General features: G+C 29.6%; 18 protein-coding genes and 1 tRNA gene. 3 read left to right on the top strand and 16 right to left on the bottom strand.

What is annotated here, in order from left to right:
* Nucleotides 1-455: 455 nt before the first annotated feature.
* The 15 genes from Q0649_RS00805 to Q0649_RS00735 all read right to left on the bottom strand — a co-directional run bounded on the left by Q0649_RS00805 (nt 456) and on the right by Q0649_RS00735 (nt 12,051).
* Nucleotides 456-531 (bottom strand) — tRNA-Thr (locus Q0649_RS00805).
* Between the two features lie 32 nt (nt 532-563).
* Nucleotides 564-890 carry a TM2 domain-containing protein gene (locus Q0649_RS00800; RefSeq protein ID WP_298836283.1) on the bottom strand — a complete coding sequence of 109 codons (327 nt, stop codon included), beginning with the start codon at nt 888-890 and terminating at the stop codon, nt 564-566.
* A 144-nt stretch (nt 891-1,034) separates the two neighbouring features.
* Nucleotides 1,035-1,424, bottom strand: coding sequence for a hypothetical protein (locus Q0649_RS00795; protein WP_298836281.1), 390 nt, complete (start codon nt 1,422-1,424; stop codon nt 1,035-1,037).
* A 2-nt stretch (nt 1,425-1,426) separates the two neighbouring features.
* Nucleotides 1,427-2,482, bottom strand: a complete 1,056-nt coding sequence (locus tag Q0649_RS00790) for a ParM/StbA family protein (RefSeq protein WP_298836279.1) — start codon at nt 2,480-2,482, stop codon at nt 1,427-1,429.
* A 339-nt stretch (nt 2,483-2,821) separates the two neighbouring features.
* Nucleotides 2,822-4,153: a replicative DNA helicase gene (locus tag Q0649_RS00785; RefSeq protein ID WP_298836277.1), complete on the bottom strand. Its 1,332-nt coding sequence runs from the start codon at nt 4,151-4,153 to the stop codon at nt 2,822-2,824.
* Nucleotides 4,154-4,266: 113 nt separating this feature from the next.
* The gene (lonC, locus tag Q0649_RS00780) at nt 4,267-6,168 is read right to left on the bottom strand and encodes a Lon family ATP-dependent protease (RefSeq protein WP_298836275.1); all 1,902 of its coding nucleotides are present in this window, start codon (nt 6,166-6,168) and stop codon (nt 4,267-4,269) included.
* Between the two features lie 69 nt (nt 6,169-6,237).
* Nucleotides 6,238-6,681, bottom strand: a complete 444-nt coding sequence (rplI, locus tag Q0649_RS00775) for a 50S ribosomal protein L9 (RefSeq protein ID WP_298836273.1) — start codon at nt 6,679-6,681, stop codon at nt 6,238-6,240.
* Nucleotides 6,681-8,672: a DHH family phosphoesterase gene (locus Q0649_RS00770; protein WP_298836271.1), complete on the bottom strand. Its 1,992-nt coding sequence runs from the start codon at nt 8,670-8,672 to the stop codon at nt 6,681-6,683. The genes rplI and Q0649_RS00770 overlap by 1 nt, the downstream gene beginning before the upstream one ends.
* A 14-nt stretch (nt 8,673-8,686) precedes the next feature.
* A complete protein-coding gene (locus tag Q0649_RS00765) occupies nt 8,687-9,694 on the bottom strand; it encodes a DUF2232 domain-containing protein (protein WP_298836269.1) in 1,008 nt (335 codons plus the stop codon).
* 15 nt (nt 9,695-9,709) lie between these two features.
* A complete protein-coding gene (locus tag Q0649_RS00760) occupies nt 9,710-10,024 on the bottom strand; it encodes a MazG-like family protein (protein ID WP_298836267.1) in 315 nt (104 codons plus the stop codon).
* Between the two features lie 360 nt (nt 10,025-10,384).
* Complete coding sequence (gene rpsR / locus Q0649_RS00755) at nt 10,385-10,648, bottom strand: 30S ribosomal protein S18 (RefSeq protein ID WP_071614782.1); 264 nt, start codon at nt 10,646-10,648, stop codon at nt 10,385-10,387.
* A gap of 25 nt (nt 10,649-10,673) precedes the next feature.
* Nucleotides 10,674-11,114: a single-stranded DNA-binding protein gene (locus Q0649_RS00750; protein WP_298836250.1), complete on the bottom strand. Its 441-nt coding sequence runs from the start codon at nt 11,112-11,114 to the stop codon at nt 10,674-10,676.
* An 11-nt stretch (nt 11,115-11,125) separates the two neighbouring features.
* Nucleotides 11,126-11,413: a 30S ribosomal protein S6 gene (gene rpsF, locus Q0649_RS00745; protein ID WP_216146195.1), complete on the bottom strand. Its 288-nt coding sequence runs from the start codon at nt 11,411-11,413 to the stop codon at nt 11,126-11,128.
* A gap of 111 nt (nt 11,414-11,524) precedes the next feature.
* The gene (locus Q0649_RS00740) at nt 11,525-11,731 is read right to left on the bottom strand and encodes a DUF951 domain-containing protein (RefSeq protein ID WP_298836245.1); all 207 of its coding nucleotides are present in this window, start codon (nt 11,729-11,731) and stop codon (nt 11,525-11,527) included.
* A gap of 83 nt (nt 11,732-11,814) precedes the next feature.
* On the bottom strand, nt 11,815-12,051 hold the full coding sequence (locus Q0649_RS00735) for a DUF3343 domain-containing protein (RefSeq protein ID WP_298836287.1): 237 nt from the start codon (nt 12,049-12,051) through the stop codon (nt 11,815-11,817).
* 300 nt (nt 12,052-12,351) lie between these two features.
* Between Q0649_RS00735 and Q0649_RS00730 the strand changes: the two genes are divergently transcribed.
* Genes Q0649_RS00730 through yyaC form a run of 3 tightly spaced genes read left to right on the top strand, consistent with a single transcriptional unit; the run spans nt 12,352 to nt 14,562 of the window.
* Nucleotides 12,352-12,849 carry an aminotransferase class V-fold PLP-dependent enzyme gene (locus Q0649_RS00730; protein ID WP_298836243.1) on the top strand — a complete coding sequence of 166 codons (498 nt, stop codon included), beginning with the start codon at nt 12,352-12,354 and terminating at the stop codon, nt 12,847-12,849.
* 10 nt (nt 12,850-12,859) lie between these two features.
* Nucleotides 12,860-13,912: a sporulation integral membrane protein YtvI gene (ytvI, locus tag Q0649_RS00725; RefSeq protein ID WP_298836241.1), complete on the top strand. Its 1,053-nt coding sequence runs from the start codon at nt 12,860-12,862 to the stop codon at nt 13,910-13,912.
* Nucleotides 13,913-13,959: 47 nt separating this feature from the next.
* Entirely contained in the window at nt 13,960-14,562 is a 603-nt protein-coding gene (yyaC, locus tag Q0649_RS00720; protein ID WP_298836285.1) for a spore protease YyaC, read from the top strand.
* 312 nt (nt 14,563-14,874) lie between these two features.
* Here the strand turns inward: yyaC and Q0649_RS00715 are convergent.
* On the bottom strand, nt 14,875-16,338 hold a 1,464-nt coding region (locus Q0649_RS00715), incomplete at its 5' end, for an IS1182 family transposase (RefSeq protein WP_298836239.1).

Below are 16,338 nucleotides of genomic sequence, written 5' to 3'. Positions count from 1 at the left end.
CCCGTATCGGACTTTCACCGACGAGTAAACGCCCATGCCGGGCACACTAAAAAAGCAGTTAAGACATACCTCTTAACTACCTAAGTAAATATTATTTTAATTCATTTAACATATCTATTTCTATAATTAAAAATTCTTCCCACAAGCAACTAACTTTTTAGCACTTTTTATTAATTTACTTTTATCTATTCCAACTTTAACTTTTATCTTTTTCATATCCAATCAACCTCACCTTATATATAATTACACATCAAGTGCTTAAACAGTATCCTTTTAACTTCTTATTTTTATATCTACTAGTATTATTACCAACAACACTTTATTTTAATCAACTTTTATTCTTTATATATATGTTGAATATATATAAATAATGCTTTTATATATAACAAAAAAATAAGTATATCAAGATAATCTAAAAATCATCTTGATATACTTATTTTACTTTACTTCGCATTTGGAGCTGAAAAAGGGGATCGAACCCTCGACCTACGCGTTACGAGTGCGTCACTCTACCAACTGAGCTATTTCAGCATATATTAAGAAGTTCTAACTATTATATTTATCTAATAACGATATAAATTCTTGTTAAGCTTTAATCCATTTACATCAGTGAATACATTTGTAACAATCAAAATTAAATCAACTACCACCCATATTCCAAAACCACCAAAAGTTAGAATCATTAAAATCCCTGTACCAATTTTTCCTACATAAAACCTATGGATACCAACTGCACCAAAAAAAATACAAAATATTAAAGTAAGTAGCCAGTTTTTTGAACTAATATTACACTCCTGTGTCATATTAGTTTTAATAAGTAAATTAACTCCACAAATCTTACAAAAATTAGATCCATCATCATTTTGAGAATTGCAATTATGACAGAACATTAAATCACCCTTTTTTATATTATTTGGAATACCTCATTTATATTTTATCATATGTGTCAACTCTTTACTATATGTACAAAACAAGAGTTTTGTAATATAAAAACTTATAAAAATAAAAAGGAGTGATTTTTACGTCACTCCAATCTATAAAGACATATCTTTTACGCGGCTAAGCCTTTTCATATAATCACTTTCAACAGAATCTATATCTTTCTCTCGCTCCTCCTCATTAACTTTTGGGGAATCAACCGAATCACTAGCATTTAAAGCGGAACCTGGCATAGCACTTTTGAACAGATCCCCCACTATATTACCTATATATTCTTTAACTTCAGGATTATCTAGAATATTTGCAATATCTACTGTATCTAGTTTTTTAACTTTATCACCATAATCCCTATAAAACCTTAGGGCCTGTTTAATAAGTTTAGAATTATTGATTCCCTTTCTCTCCATATTACTAACATAATTGATTAAATCTTTGTCTGTTTCATCTCCTAAATTTGATGATACAGTTTTTCGTAGTGCCCCCATAATTATTGCCTCTCAACAGTGGTTGCAGCTACTTCTTTATTTCCATCCAAGTATTCTAATACTAAAAGTTCTTTATATCTTTCTGCAAATAATATAGCGTTCGCACATTGAGGATTCTTATTCTCTATTAATTTGGGTTCAGTTTTTTTGAACTCACTTTGTAGATATTCTAATAATAATGCAGCTGGTCCACCTATTATTCTTATATCCTTGCAAGTATTTGGTTTAAAAGAGCTATTAATTGAACTTATTGCTTTTTCTACATAAGGTCTTAAGATTAAATCTTTAATATCTTGTAAAACATTCTCATCTCCAAAAGGTAACTCATTATCTTCTAGGAATTCAATAGCATCTGATACATCATAATTACCATCAGACCCTTCTGCTGAGTTAAATTTAGTAAGAAGAGCTTCTATTGTTGGTTCAAATCCATGTTGTGCAAAACTACTAGCTTTTGTCATCCCAAGAACTTTATTACCGAATTCATCCTTTTCATATTTCCAGTGAGATACATCTAAAGTTCCACCACCGAAATCAAGAAGCAACATTGGGTAAGTGAATGTTTCCATAGTTTCAGCACTTAATGTACCTCCCTGTTTAAATACTTGTACATCTAAAATCTCTATATCATATGTTACATTATTTATAGTTATAGATTGCTTTTCCATCTTCTTAATTTCATTTTTTAGTGGAACACTATGGTCTATATAATACTCTGCTGGAAGTCCCACTGCAAGTCTTACTTTTATGTTAGTTTCACCTTTAAAACTTAACGCAATAGCATTGAGTAGGTTTAACTTATAATGGTCTGACATATATTTGTTAGGTTCCATATTTAGCTTACCTTCCTTGTTTCCTACTGTAAATAACTTACCATTCCAAATAACGTTACTTATTCCTGTGGCCCTTGAGCCATGCTTACTTACAGCCGATACTCTACTAGCGAAAGTTACATTCGTACTAGTTTTTGTAAATGTATTTCCTATATCTACAGTTAATACTGAAGCCAACACTTTATTTAATGCAGGATATTTTTTTGATATTTCTGTTAAGTTCATTCCTCGTTCCTCCTAAATTTTTCTAATTGTTCTTTCTTGTTATATATTCTATATTTTAGGCTAATATCCTTCTTTTGTATTGAATTTATTTGTAAATATTTATAAATATACCTATAATTGTTTATTTTTATACCTGTAAATATATATATGTATATTTACAAATGTAAACATATATATATATAACAAAGAAAAATCACTTAAAAACACACTAATGATAACAACCTTTTTATTATTTTCCATGTAAATAAAAAGAGGATAACAAAATTTTATAAATTTTGTTATCCTCTAATAATTAATTACATTACCTTCTCTAGTATATAAAGCTACTAAAGTAGTTTATTAGTCTCTATGAATTACATCAAGTCTTGCAAATTTACTGAATTGACCTATCCACGCAAGTTTAACTGTCCCTATAGGGCCATTTCTTTGTTTTGCTATTATAAGTTCTGCTACATTCTTGTCTTCCGTTTCCTCATTATAATATTCATCTCTATATAAGAACATAACAAGATCAGCATCCTGCTCAATAGACCCTGACTCTCTAAGGTCAGATAACATAGGACGATGGTCAGTTCTTTGCTCTGGAGCACGTGATAGCTGTGATAATGCTATCACAGGACACTGCATCTCTTTTGCAAGAGCTTTAATAGATCTTGATATTTCTGATACTTCTTGTTGTCTACTTTCTGTATTACTACCCGTCATAAGTTGAAGATAATCTATAACTATCATATCAATTCCATGTTCCATTTTTAATTTTCTACATTTTGAACGCATATCCATAACAGAAGTTCCAGCTGTATCATCAATAAATATTTTAGACGCGGCTAATGGTCCAGATGCTTTCGCTATGTTCTCCCAATCTCTATCTTCTAAATCACCATGTCTAAGCTTTGACATATCAACATTTGCTTCTGAACATAAAAGCTTATAAGAAAGTTGTTCTTTAGACATTTCCAGAGAAAATACAGCTACACTTTTCCCCTGTCTAAGCGCAGCATACTCAGCAAGATTAAGTGCAAATGTAGTTTTACCCATAGATGGCCTTGCTGCAATAAGAATCATATCACCCTTTTGAAATCCAGCTGTTTTATCATCAAGTTCTGGGAATCCACTTGATATACCCGTTGTTTCTCCTTTGTTATTAAAGATTCTTTCTATTTCTAGAAAACCTCTCTCAAGCACTGTATTCATGGGTTCAAAATCCCCTGCATTTTTTTTCTGTGATATATTAAATACCTTTTGCTCTGCAATATCCATTACTGCCTCTACGTCATCTTGCTTATTATAACAATTTTCTATAATCTCAGTAGAAGATTTAATAAGTTTTCTTAAAGTAGATTTATCTTCTACAATTTTTATGTAAGAACTTAAATTAGCTGTGGAGGGTATTGAGTTACTTATCTCTGAAATATAAGTAATTCCACCTGAAGCTTCGAGTTTTTCAGCTGAACGTAAATGCTCAAGTAATGTAATCATGTCAATAGGTGTGTCCTTTTGATATAATTCATATATTGCACTAAATATAACTTTATGTGAATCCCTGTAAAAATCATCGCTTTTTAAAACCTCAACTACTCTTGATATGGCGGTTTTATCTATAAGCATTGATCCAATTACTGATTGTTCTGCTTCTAAGTTATACGGTAAACTTCTAAGGGGTGTATCCATTATCTATCTCTCCTAAATTAATCTTTTATGCCCTGTTAAAAATACAACACCAAAAGTGATTGTTTAACAGGGCAATTAATTATAGTTTATTTTATTTTAACAACAATTTTACTTTATGTTAATGCAAATACTAGTTTCATTAATTGTTCAATATTTGATGCAGTTTTTGTTTCAATATCTTTAAGGCCAGTAGGTACTTCCTTTTCATTATCACTAGGAAGTATAACTAGCTTAATCCCTTTTCTTCTTGCACCGTAAATCTTTTCAAATATGCCACCTACTGGTTTTATGATTCCTCTTAATGATATCTCCCCTGTCACTGCAATATCCTGCCTTATAGGTTTATCTAAAAGCGAACTAATTATGCATACAGTTATAGCTGCGCCAGCTGATGGACCATCAATTTTACCTCCACCTACTATATTTACATGTATATCATAATCTTTAATATCTTTATTAGTTGTTTTTCTTATCACTGATGCAGCATTAAATACTGAATCCTTAGCCATACTTCCTGCGGTATCATTAAATCTTACCTGGCCTTTACCTTTTTCCTTGGACTCAAACACTGATGTTTCTATCTCTATAGTTGATCCTATATATCCTGATACCCCAAGTCCATATATATGCCCAACTTCAGGTTTAACATCTTTGTCTAATTCCTCATATGGGAACATTCTACTTATAGATATAACTTCTAGTAAGTCTTTCATATCAATTCTAACTTTAGACCCATCTACTACTTCACTATTATGCAATACATATCCATAAGCATCAGCTAGAATATTTATAGCCTTTCTTCCTTCTATGGTATATCTTCCAATTGTCTCTGCAACCCCATCTTCTATTTCAACTTCTAATTTAGAAGCAGCATTAACTACAATATTCTCTATGTCATTTGCAGCCAATGGTTCAAAATAAACCTCTGTACATCGTGATCTTAATGCTGGATTTATTTCCGATGGTTCTTTAGTCGTAGCCCCTATTAACACAAAATCTGCTGGAGCACCTTTATCAAATAAATATTTTATATACTTAGGTGTACTTTCATCTTCAGGATCATAATAAGATGATGAAAATTCAACTCTTTTATCCTCAAGCACTTTAAGCAACTTATTTTGAAGCATACTATCAAGTTCACCTATTTCATCAATAAATAATACTCCTCCGTGAGCTTCTGTTACAAGACCTGGTTTTGGTTCTGGGATGCCGCCCTCAGCTAAATCCCTTTTACTTCCCTGATATATTGGGTCATGAACTGAACCTAAAAGTGGGTTTGTTATTTCTCTTGGATCCCACCTAAGTGTTGTACCATCTACTTCTACAAACTTAGCATCCTTATCATAAATAGTGTAACTTAGTTTCTTCGCTTCCTCAAGTGCAAGTCTTGCAGCCGTTGTTTTACCAACGCCTGGTGGTCCATAAAGAATAATATGTTGTGGATATGGTGATGCCATCTTAGATATCAACGACTTTATAGCTCTTTCTTGCCCAACAATTTCGCCAAAACTATCCGGTCTTAACATTGCCTGTATATTCTTAGTAAGTTTTCTACTATCAAGTGCTTTTAGGTCATCATACTTTTTAAGCGTTTTAGCATTCTCAGGACCCTTTTGTTTCTTAATTATTCCTAGTCTAACTTCATCAATATATTTATCTTGTTTCTCCATAAGATTTTTTTCAACTTCTGCTTCAATCTTATTTTGAACATACCTTTTAGCTATTTCATCTGTTAACCATACATTTGTACTGTCTAGTACTTCTTGTACGTTTTTTTCATTAGGCATTATATCTATTCCCTTGCCATTGCTAATAATCTTGTTTAAAGCATATAACCTTCTATATATATCTTCACTTTTTATATATTTTTGAAGTTTAAATTTTATAGTTTTAGCCTTTATACTGCCTTCATCAATTACATTCCTCATTATTTCATATAAAACATCAATTTGTGTATCAAATGGTAATTCATCTTTTATTAACTGATCTGCACTTTTATTTTCGTATAATTTCAAACTTAATTCGCTTTAATAAAAAGTATTATCATTAATTTACTAAAGCGTTACCCCCTTCGTTTTATATGATTATTCCTCACAAACAAGAACTTTTATCTTAGTAGATATTTCTGGATATATTTTAATCTCTACATCATAAGTTCCTAATAATTTTATTGTATCTGTTACTATTTTCTTTTTATCAATATCTAAACTACATTGTTCATTCAGTGCTGAAGCTATATCTTTGCTTGTAATTGCCCCAAAAAGCTTTCCATTTTCTCCTGCTTTACAAATTATTTTAACTAATTTATCTTTAAGTTCATTTGCTGTGTTTTGTGCATCCTCAATTTCGGATGTTTTCTTTTTTCTTTCTATATCGTTCTTCTTATTTAATATGTGCATGTTAGGGTCCGTAGCTTCCTCTGCTAATTTCCTTGGAAATAAATAATTCCTCGCATATCCATCCGCTGCGTTTACTACCTCACCTTTTTTACCCATAGCTTTAATATCTTTTAATAATATAATTTTCATTATTTTTCATCCTCCTTCAAATATTTTTCTATAGCTTCCTTTAATTTATCTACTACTTCGCCAAGTTCCATCGAAGTAAATTTTGTACCAGCCATAGTCATGTGTCCACCCCCACCTAATGTCTCGAGTATTAACTGTACATTTATTTTTCCAAGGGATCTTCCACTAATAAATATTTCATCATCTATTTTAACAATAACAAATGATGCTTCGATACCTGTAATATTTAGAAGTTCATCAGCAGCCTGAGCTGCAATTACTGTGTCTTGTACTTCTTTTGGACAAATTGCTATCGCAATTTCATTTTTAATCTCTGCAGATCTTATAATATCAGCTTTTTTTAAAAAAACTTTTAGATCATCTGAAAACATTTTTTTTACATCCATAGTATCTGCACCATGGCGCCTTAAAAATGCTGCAGCTTCAAAGGTTCTAACTCCTGTTTTAAAACAAAAGTTCTTTGTATCTACACATATTCCCGCTAACAGACTTACTGCTTCTATATGCCTTAGCGTTGGCTTATCTACCATATATTGAATCATCTCAGTAACTAATTCAGCAGTAGATGATGCATATGTTTCCATATAACTAAGCACTGCACCTTGTATAAAATCTTGTGCCTTCCTATGATGATCAATTATAACTACTTTTTCAACTTCTTTAACTATTTCTAAATTTTGGACATGACTTGCATTATGAACATCTACTAATATAAGTAGACTATTTGAATTTTTAACGTTCTTAAATCTCTCACAAGTTATAAAAGTATTTTTGTACTGCTCATCTGCAAGTATTATATCCATCATACTTTTGATACCACTATTTATTCCTTCAAGTATAATATAACATTCCTTGTTTAAACTCTTAATAACGCTATACAAACCAATAGCCGCACCTAAACAATCTGGATCAGCATTTTTATGACCCATGATGAAAATTACATTACTCTCATTTACTAAATCCATTAATGCATGAGCTATAACTCTTGCCCTAACTTTGGTTCTCTTCTCAACTTCTTTTGTTTTACCACCAAAGAAAGATAACTTATCACCTTTTTTTACAACGGCTTGATCACCACCACGCCCTAATGCAAGTTCTTTCGCAGAAATGGCAAATTCATAATTTTTGAGTGGTGTATCTTCACCTCTTCCTACTCCAATGCTTAAAGTGACTGCAAGTTTATTACCATTACTTATCTCACGAACACTATCTAATATATCAAATTTCTTTTCTGTTTCTTTTTCAATGTACTTGTCTTGAACTACAATAACATATTTATTGGATGTATATTTCTTTACCACAGCATTAACACTCTGTCCATAGCTATTTATTGTTCTTTCAATTTCTGCTACAAGCATTGGCGCTTTATCTTCTTCTGTAGTTTTTATAACATCATCAAGATTATCAACTTCCACAAGCATAATACTTTCACGATCACCATTAATACCTTTAATAAGATTAGTTTTTTCAGTTATATCATAAAAATATAAGAGCATAATCTTATCTTTAACATTTTTATTTTCATTTGTATCCACAATATTTGTGTAGATTTCATAACATTTGTTTTTTATTTTAATATTTGGAAATATATTCTTTTTACCCTCTAAAACTTGCTTTAAATTAAGTTCTTTGATTATATCCCTAATATTCTTATTTAAAAGGTCTTCACCTTCGAGCATTGTTGTTACACTTTGATTGTACCATAAAACGTTTCCCGTATACCCAATTATTATTAATGGAAATGGAAGTTTTACTAAAGTACTTGTAGTTGCTATATCCAACTTTGATGAAAAATTTTCAATAAATATTTTCCATTCATTTTTTTTAATTTTAGAATTATATATATTATACACTACAAGCATTGCATATAATCCAAGTGCTATAAGTCCAACTTGAAAATGCCCATAATAAAATATTATATATATGAGTAGGGCCATGGTCACCATATATATTTTATTATTAACATTAAAATAATTATATTTGTTATCCATAATTAGCCCCCCAATTATTTTCTGCTGATTCTATATGGGTCAAGCTTTCTAAAATCAAAAGCCATTTCCATTATTCCTATTGAAAAGTAAATATTGAATAGAGGAGAAATCATAGTTATTCCTAAAATCAATATTACTATTGGTTTAGATAATTTTCTTTTCACTCTTAAAAAATATGTACTTGCTGCAAGCCCATTTATAATAAATATACATTGCATAAGGAGCTGAGATGAATCTCGAAGGAAATTCCCACCAGTTATTTTCTTTGACGCAAGTATTATACCTATACACACCATGCCTATTAATACAGCACCTACTATGTTAGAAACACAAAACTTGCTAAACGGTAATACTTTTTCCATTTTATAATCTAGCTTATTTAGTATTGCCCTAGCCACTATGTAATCCAAATAGGCTGTCACTAAAGAGAAAATAAAAATACCTACTGGTATCATTGACAAAAACAAGGCAACATCCCATTTGTTTATCATTTGATAGTTTTTATCTAAAAAATTTAATTGATCAGGAGTTATCCCCTTTTGCAAATAAACATTTTTAGCTGCATCAATTGAACTTTTCATGGATTGCTTCATAAGCCCAACAAATCTAGTAATAAAATCCATAAAATTAATTTTAGCTATAAATGACAATGAAAAAACTATGGTTAATATATTAGATATTGAACACGCTATAATTAAAAAAAACAGAGTTGTAGAAGAACTTTTGCTTTTCTTAACACAATAACCAAGCACTATACCAATAATAATACAAGGGATAGTTGCATATATCGCTCTTATTGGATTAAATACTATAGAGGTTAAAATTAAGCTGACAAATATAGCCGTAAGTGTTACCTTATTATTATACCTTATATAAAGTATTGCCACAGGAATTGGCAATATTAATGTTCCTATAAATGACAACATTGGCAAGTAGCCAGTTAAAATCATTATTACCGAAATTATAACAGACATAAGAGCGGCCTCTACAATAGCCTTTGTACTATAATTTTTATTTTCCATCTTATCCTCCAGTACTTATCGACCCTTTAGGTGCGTATATAATTTACTTAAGTCTTTTCCTTCCTTTTCTATATTATCTCCCTCAACTATTCCCACCTTCAGTTTCTTTTTCATATTCTCATCCACTTCAATATTTGAATACCCTAACCTTTCACCCAATATATATAAAAGTATTATTGCCCCTGAAATGCAATCTAGTATAGCATCTTGAGCAACATTACTTCCTTTACTTAGTAATTTGAAGAAATCACCTATTATGCATAACAGCTCAGCCTTCAAACTTTCAATTAACTTAACATTAGACATTATATTAAAATCATCCCTTTTCATAAAATATCATCTCCTTTTGTAGGCTTATGCTTATAACTCTATTTTAGTTAGTTTTCTATATTTATGCAACTAAAGTTTATTTCTATATAAACAATAAGCAACCAACATTTGCATGTTTACATTTTATGGGTTGCAATTATAAGTATACTACAAATTACACTTGATAATATATAATTTAATATTTATATTTTATATTTAATAAAATATTTAGTTTAATGACATTTCATAAGTAAATTGTTAATATTTCAGATCCGAAGGAGATGATTTAGCTTTAAAAAAATAAAAGCAGCTACCTTAAGGCGCTGCTTTTAGTCATTTATTATGTACAATAAATCCTTAATATTTACTAGTAAGAATTTACTATTCAGTAGTAAATGGTAGTAATGCTATATTTCTTGCTCTTTTTATAGATACAGTAAGCATTCTTTGATGTTTTGCACAGTTTCCAGAAATTCTTCTAGGAAGAATCTTTCCTCTTTCTGTAACATATTTTCTTAATTTATTTATGTCTTTATAGTCGATTGCAGTTGCCTTATCCATACAGAAAGCACAAACTTTTCTTTTCATTCTCTTTCTGTTACCACCGGCACCGCCGCCGCTTCTTTTATGATCATTCATAGCCATTATTTTTTTCCCTCCTTACCTAATATTAGAATGGTATATCTCCATCATCAATCGGTGTTATATCGCTAGCACTTCCAAAATCGTTAGACTTAGAATTTGCTTCACTACTATTTCCACCTTGATTAGCATTCGTGTCTGATGATTTATTTCCTCCCCATTCAAGGAAGTCAACTTCATCAGCAATTACTTCAGTAACATATCTCCTAGTTCCATCTTTAGCCTCATAATTTCTAGTTTGAATGTTTCCAGATACGCTTAATAGCTTGCCTTTACTCATGTAATTAGCAGTAGCTTCAGCTTGCTTTCCAAATACCACTATCGGTATAAAGTCTGCCTCTGGTTGACCTTCTCTTTTAAATCTTCTATTAACGGCTACAGTGAAAGTGGCTACAGCTGTTCCTGTTCCTTGAGCAAACCTAAGCTCAGGATCTTTTGTTAATCTACCAACTAAAACAACTTTATTCATAAAAGCACCACCTATTTTTCTGGATTTATTATGATATGTCTTATAACACTGTCAGTAATTCTGAATACTCTATCTAATTCTTTAGGTAATTCTGGATTTGCATTAAAATTAATTAATGTATAGAAGCCTTCACCAACTTTTTGTATTTCATAAGCTAGTTTTCTTTTGCCCCACGCATCAACATTTTCAATTTCTCCACCATTGTTTTCTATTACACCTTTAAACTTTTCAACGTTAGCTTTAACAGCTTCTTCGTCTAATGAAGGATGTAATATGAATATAGTTTCATATTTTCTCATTAATTTCACCTCCTCCCCTCGGACTAACGGCCATGCATTGCACGGCAGGGATTACAATAATAGATTATATCATTCCATTCAAAAAAAATCAAGTAATTATTCCTTAGCAACTCATTTTTCTTTATTTACTCTATTTTCTTTTATTATTTTCTTTACTCCTGAGTCAAACTTAACTCTTGTAAGCATAACTATTCTTGAACATCCTAAACATTTTATTTTAATATCCGCACCCAATCTAATGATTTCCCAGTCTTTACTGCCGCATGGGTGAACTTTTTTCATTTCAACAATATCCCCTAAATTAAACACTTTCATCAATCATCCCACCTTCAATTAATTATTAAATCATCTTTTTCAAAAATATTATCATCTGCGTAGACACTGCACCATAATCATTTATACTATATGGTAATACTTTTTACACATTCTCCATTCTTCTTAAAAATTTCTTTCACTTTAATATTATCTGATTTTATAAGGCTAATAATGCCTTGAATATTTTTTTCATTAACCTTTAAACTAATTCCACAACTTTTAGTTATAACCGTTGGTGTAGGAATAACTACTACATTAATTTGTTTTTTTATAGTTTCTCTTTCCGCTTTCATAGCTTCATGTGTATTTTGAAACGTTACTATGTAATATGTGTTATTTGTTTTTCACCCTATTTCTTTTCCTTATAAGCTCTGTATTTTCTAAAGCAGTTATTTTATATACATTTACCTAGTCTTCGATTATAATATAGTATTATATGGAAATTAAAAAACATTTGTTTAAAATATAATAAACATAGTTTTATTATAAGCTATTTATAGTTTTAATTATATGGAAAAAAATTTAAACAATATTATTTATAATAATATTAAATATCTATTTTTCTATAAAATATATGAAAAGTATGAAAAGTATTAATCTATTATTTAAAATTGGAGGAATTTATGAAAATATATTTAGATAATACATCTACTACATTCCCTAAACCACCAAAAGTATATACGTCAATGATGAATTATATGATGAACATTGGCTCAAATCCAGGTAGGGGAGCATCAAGTACTTCGCTTGCTGGGAATCAAGTTATTCTAAATTGCAGATATGCATTAATAAATTTTTTTCATTTTGATAAAGTTGAAAATGTAATTTTCACTCCTAATGTTACTACTTCATTTAATGTTTATGGTAATACTTGTACCTCTAAAACAACTGCTACTATCTCTATTAATTCAACTAAAATCGACAATTCTAAGCTTGGCTTTATCCTAGACAATGAATATGGAATTATAACAAGATCTGGCCTTCACTGTGCACCACTTGCGCATAAAAGCATTGGAACCTACCCATCCGGTACTTTGAGGTTTGGTATTGGTCCATTTAATAATATTAAAGACATTAACTATACACTTAACTCTCTTAATTCTATTATTAGAAAGGTGTGATTTTAATTACATGGAAAACATACTAAAAAAAATAGATAAATTAACTATCTTTTTCGTCTTATATACGTTTGTTTTTATATTTTTTTTTGGAACTATAACCTATACTCTCCCCTTTGTATTTGCCTTCATTTTAGCCTCATTCCTTAAAATTCCAACAAGATATTTAATGATAAAGTTTAGGATTAAAAATACTACAGCTTCTTTGTTTACAACTAGCATACTTTTCACTGTTATTATTGCATTACTTTCGCTAGTTATCACCACTTTAACTTCAGAATCAATACAACTTGGAAAAAACATTCAATCATATATCACTTTAAACAAAGAAATTCTATTTAATTTCTTTAATAATTTACAGAATTACTATAAAAATTTAGATCCAAGTATAATTAGTAATATTGAATCAAATATTACTAATTATATAACTAAAACAATAAATATTAGTATGAATGCATCCACAAAGATATTTTCACAAACTCTAGATATAGTCTCTACCATACCTTATGTTTTAATGGTTTTATTATTTACATTACTTACTACATATTTTTTCACCAAAGATTTGTCATCTTTAAACAGAAAAACCTTTAATATAATTCCTCCGAGTAGTGAAGATAGAATCCGTTATATATTTGATGAGTCAAAAAAAATGCTTAAAAACTATTTACTTTCTTACTTACTTATAATCACAATAACATTTTTAGAAACATTAGTTGTTTTCTTAGTTTTCAAGGTTAAATATGCCGTAACATTAAGTATATTATGTGGAATATTTGATTTGCTTCCCATTTTTGGTATAGGTGCTATATATCTTCCCATAATAATAATATTTTTTATTTTTAAAAATGTTATCGCAGCTTTAGGCCTTCTAATATCTTATATAATTATAACTATAATTAGGCAAGTTATTGAACCTAAGATTGTTTCTCAATCATTAGGCCTTCACCCAGTTGCAGTACTTGCTGCTATCTTCATTGGACTTAAATCAAATGGTATTATTGGAATATTATTTTGTATGTTTTTATTAATATCTTACAATATTTTGAAAAAAGTTAATGTATTATAGCATATAAAACCTCCTATGTGGACAAAATCCAAATAGGAGGTTTTATTATTATGGATAAAGTTGTTTTAGATTCTATGTCACGAGACTGCATTTTTAAATTAAGAGATATTATAAGTCAATATATTTTCCCCATTGTTAATTCATCTCGTCCTATTGTTGTTTTATGTATTGGTACAGACAGATGTACTGGTGATAGTTTAGGTCCACTTGTTGGAAATAAATTAAAGTTTCTAATTAGAAATAAAATTCATGTTTACGGTAGTCTTGAATGTCCAGTTCATGCAAAAAATTTATGCGAAACAATTGATGAAATTAATTATACATATACAAACCCTTATATTATTGCCATTGACGCTTGCCTTGGAAGTTTTCAAAATATAGGTAAAATAGTAGTTGAAGAAAAGCCATTAAGCCCTGGAGCCGCTATGAACAAGGATTTGCCTAAGGTTGGTGATCTGAGTATAACTGGAATTGTAAATATATCTGGTGACTTCGAATTTATGGTTCTTCAAAACACAAGACTTTACACAGTAATGATGCTTGCTGATGCCATTTCTAAAGGTCTTTATCATTCAGTTCTAAAAACTATTGGTGGAATAAAGTTAAATTCAATCTATAATACTTCTAATATAAATGATGTTGAAGGATAATCCTTTTCTTTATTTACTTCTTAATTTTGATAAATTTTAATTTTCACTTATAATCAATTTGTTTATAATAACATTTACAACTTCATCGAAATATTTATATTTAACTAAAGTTTTTTATTTTAAAAAGAGGCTGTCTCAAAATGATTAAAAGATCATTTAAAGAGATAGCCTCTTTTCCTTATTAATTTTAATAAAATCACTAAAAAGTTACTCTTTTAATGATTTTTTTTAGTGCTTTTTTATTTTTTTACAGCACAAAAAGAAGATCTTTAAATCCTCTAATTTAAAAATATTATTTTATAATTTTGAATTTTAAGATGCTTTTATTTCATGCAATAAAATTCTACATCTATTATTTTGGATTTTGTTATGAAATTTATTTATGTCATATCCAAAGCATAAAAGAGTAAATTCAGTTTTCACATTAATTTTTCCTTTAGTTAAAAATCGTCTAAACCCATGATCTTCTTTCAAAACACCAAATGCACCTTCAACTTGAATTGATCTATTGGTTCTTAACATGATTCCTTCTGAACTTGTTATATTTTCTAATGACTTTAATCTTTTTTGTATAAATTTTTTAGATACGTATAGTTTTTTGTTACCCTTTGCTTTTGTACATTTTGGTTTATACTGGCAAGCGTCGCAATCCTCACATTCATAAACTGTTACACTAGCTTGATATCCGGACTTTGACTTTCTTATCTTGTTATCAATGACCTTTAATTTTTTACTATTATGGCATATATATTCATCATTTGTTTCATCATAATTCATATTTTCTCTCTTACTTATATTATTCTTAAAGCTTCTCTTTTTCATGCTTTCATAAGTTTGAGGTTTGATAAATGTGTTTTGCCCAGTAGATTCTAAATACATATAATTTTCTTCACTTTCATATCCAGCGTCAGCTGTTACGCTATTGAATATTTGTGATAATTTTTCCCTTAATTTTTTTAAAAATGGAATAAAAGTCAATTGATCAGATCTTTCACTAGAAATATCTAACCCAACAATATATTCACCTTCCACCCCTATTTGCATGTTATATCCTGGTTTTAGCTGCGAATTTCTCATGTGATCTTCCTTCATATGCATAAATGTTGAATCTTGATCAGTTTTTGAAAAACTGTTTCTTCCATCAAAAATTTTGCTATAGTTATCATACTTATTTAGTCTTTCTATAGCCTCTGAAATGCTTTCTATAAATCTCTGAACTTTGGTTTTTCTTTTTCCTTTCCCATGAACAAATTCTATATTATTAGATTCCTTGTTTTCATTTAGAAAATCTAAAATATTTTGAAGATAAAGTACTTCAGCCTTCGGCTCAGGAATTATGTATTCTGTCTCGAACTCAAAATTTATTTCTTCGATAATCTTTTTTATTTTTTCATGAAGCTTCGCTTTAAATCTTTCTGTAGATTTCTTCCATACGAAAGTATACTTATTAGCATTGGCCTCAATTTTTGTCCCATCAATAAATATATTCTTAAATTCAATTTCACCGTACGTTTTTAACTTTTCAACGAATTGATTAAATAAATCATCTACAACGTCAACAAGTCTTTTGCTTCTAAACCTAGCTATTGTAGCATGATCAGGGACTGGATTCCCCTGTAAGAGCCACATGAAATTGATATCTCGCTTACAAGCTTTCTCTATTTTTCTACTTGAATAGATATCATTCATATAGGCATAAACTAATATTTTAAATAGAATCTTCGGTTCAACTACTGGATTTCTTCCTTGTGAAGAGTACGCCTCATTTAGTTTCGT

Origin of the sequence: uncultured Clostridium sp., from assembly GCF_937920395.1 — a bacterium.
Classification (GTDB): Bacteria; Bacillota; Clostridia; order Clostridiales; family Clostridiaceae; genus Clostridium_AD.
The sequence above is the reverse complement of the archived record's forward strand: the minus strand, read 5'-3'. Positions and strand labels throughout refer to the sequence as shown.

Excerpts from the sequence above, each read along its gene's own strand:
- Q0649_RS00800 (WP_298836283.1), bottom strand. The coding sequence starts at position 890 with ATGTTCTGTCATAATTGCAATTCTCAAAATGATGATGGATCTAATTTT.
- Q0649_RS00795 (WP_298836281.1), bottom strand. The coding sequence starts at position 1,424 with ATGGGGGCACTACGAAAAACTGTATCATCAAATTTAGGAGATGAAACA.
- Q0649_RS00790 (WP_298836279.1), bottom strand. The coding sequence starts at position 2,482 with ATGAACTTAACAGAAATATCAAAAAAATATCCTGCATTAAATAAAGTG.
- Q0649_RS00785 (WP_298836277.1), bottom strand. The coding sequence starts at position 4,153 with ATGGATACACCCCTTAGAAGTTTACCGTATAACTTAGAAGCAGAACAA.
- rplI (WP_298836273.1), bottom strand. The coding sequence starts at position 6,681 with ATGAAAATTATATTATTAAAAGATATTAAAGCTATGGGTAAAAAAGGT.
- Q0649_RS00770 (WP_298836271.1), bottom strand. The coding sequence starts at position 8,672 with ATGGATAACAAATATAATTATTTTAATGTTAATAATAAAATATATATG.
- Q0649_RS00765 (WP_298836269.1), bottom strand. The coding sequence starts at position 9,694 with ATGGAAAATAAAAATTATAGTACAAAGGCTATTGTAGAGGCCGCTCTT.
- Q0649_RS00760 (WP_298836267.1), bottom strand. The coding sequence starts at position 10,024 with ATGAAAAGGGATGATTTTAATATAATGTCTAATGTTAAGTTAATTGAA.
- rpsR (WP_071614782.1), bottom strand. The coding sequence starts at position 10,648 with ATGGCTATGAATGATCATAAAAGAAGCGGCGGCGGTGCCGGTGGTAAC.
- Q0649_RS00750 (WP_298836250.1), bottom strand. The coding sequence starts at position 11,114 with ATGAATAAAGTTGTTTTAGTTGGTAGATTAACAAAAGATCCTGAGCTT.
- rpsF (WP_216146195.1), bottom strand. The coding sequence starts at position 11,413 with ATGAGAAAATATGAAACTATATTCATATTACATCCTTCATTAGACGAA.
- Q0649_RS00730 (WP_298836243.1), top strand. The coding sequence starts at position 12,352 with ATGAAAATATATTTAGATAATACATCTACTACATTCCCTAAACCACCA.
- ytvI (WP_298836241.1), top strand. The coding sequence starts at position 12,860 with ATGGAAAACATACTAAAAAAAATAGATAAATTAACTATCTTTTTCGTC.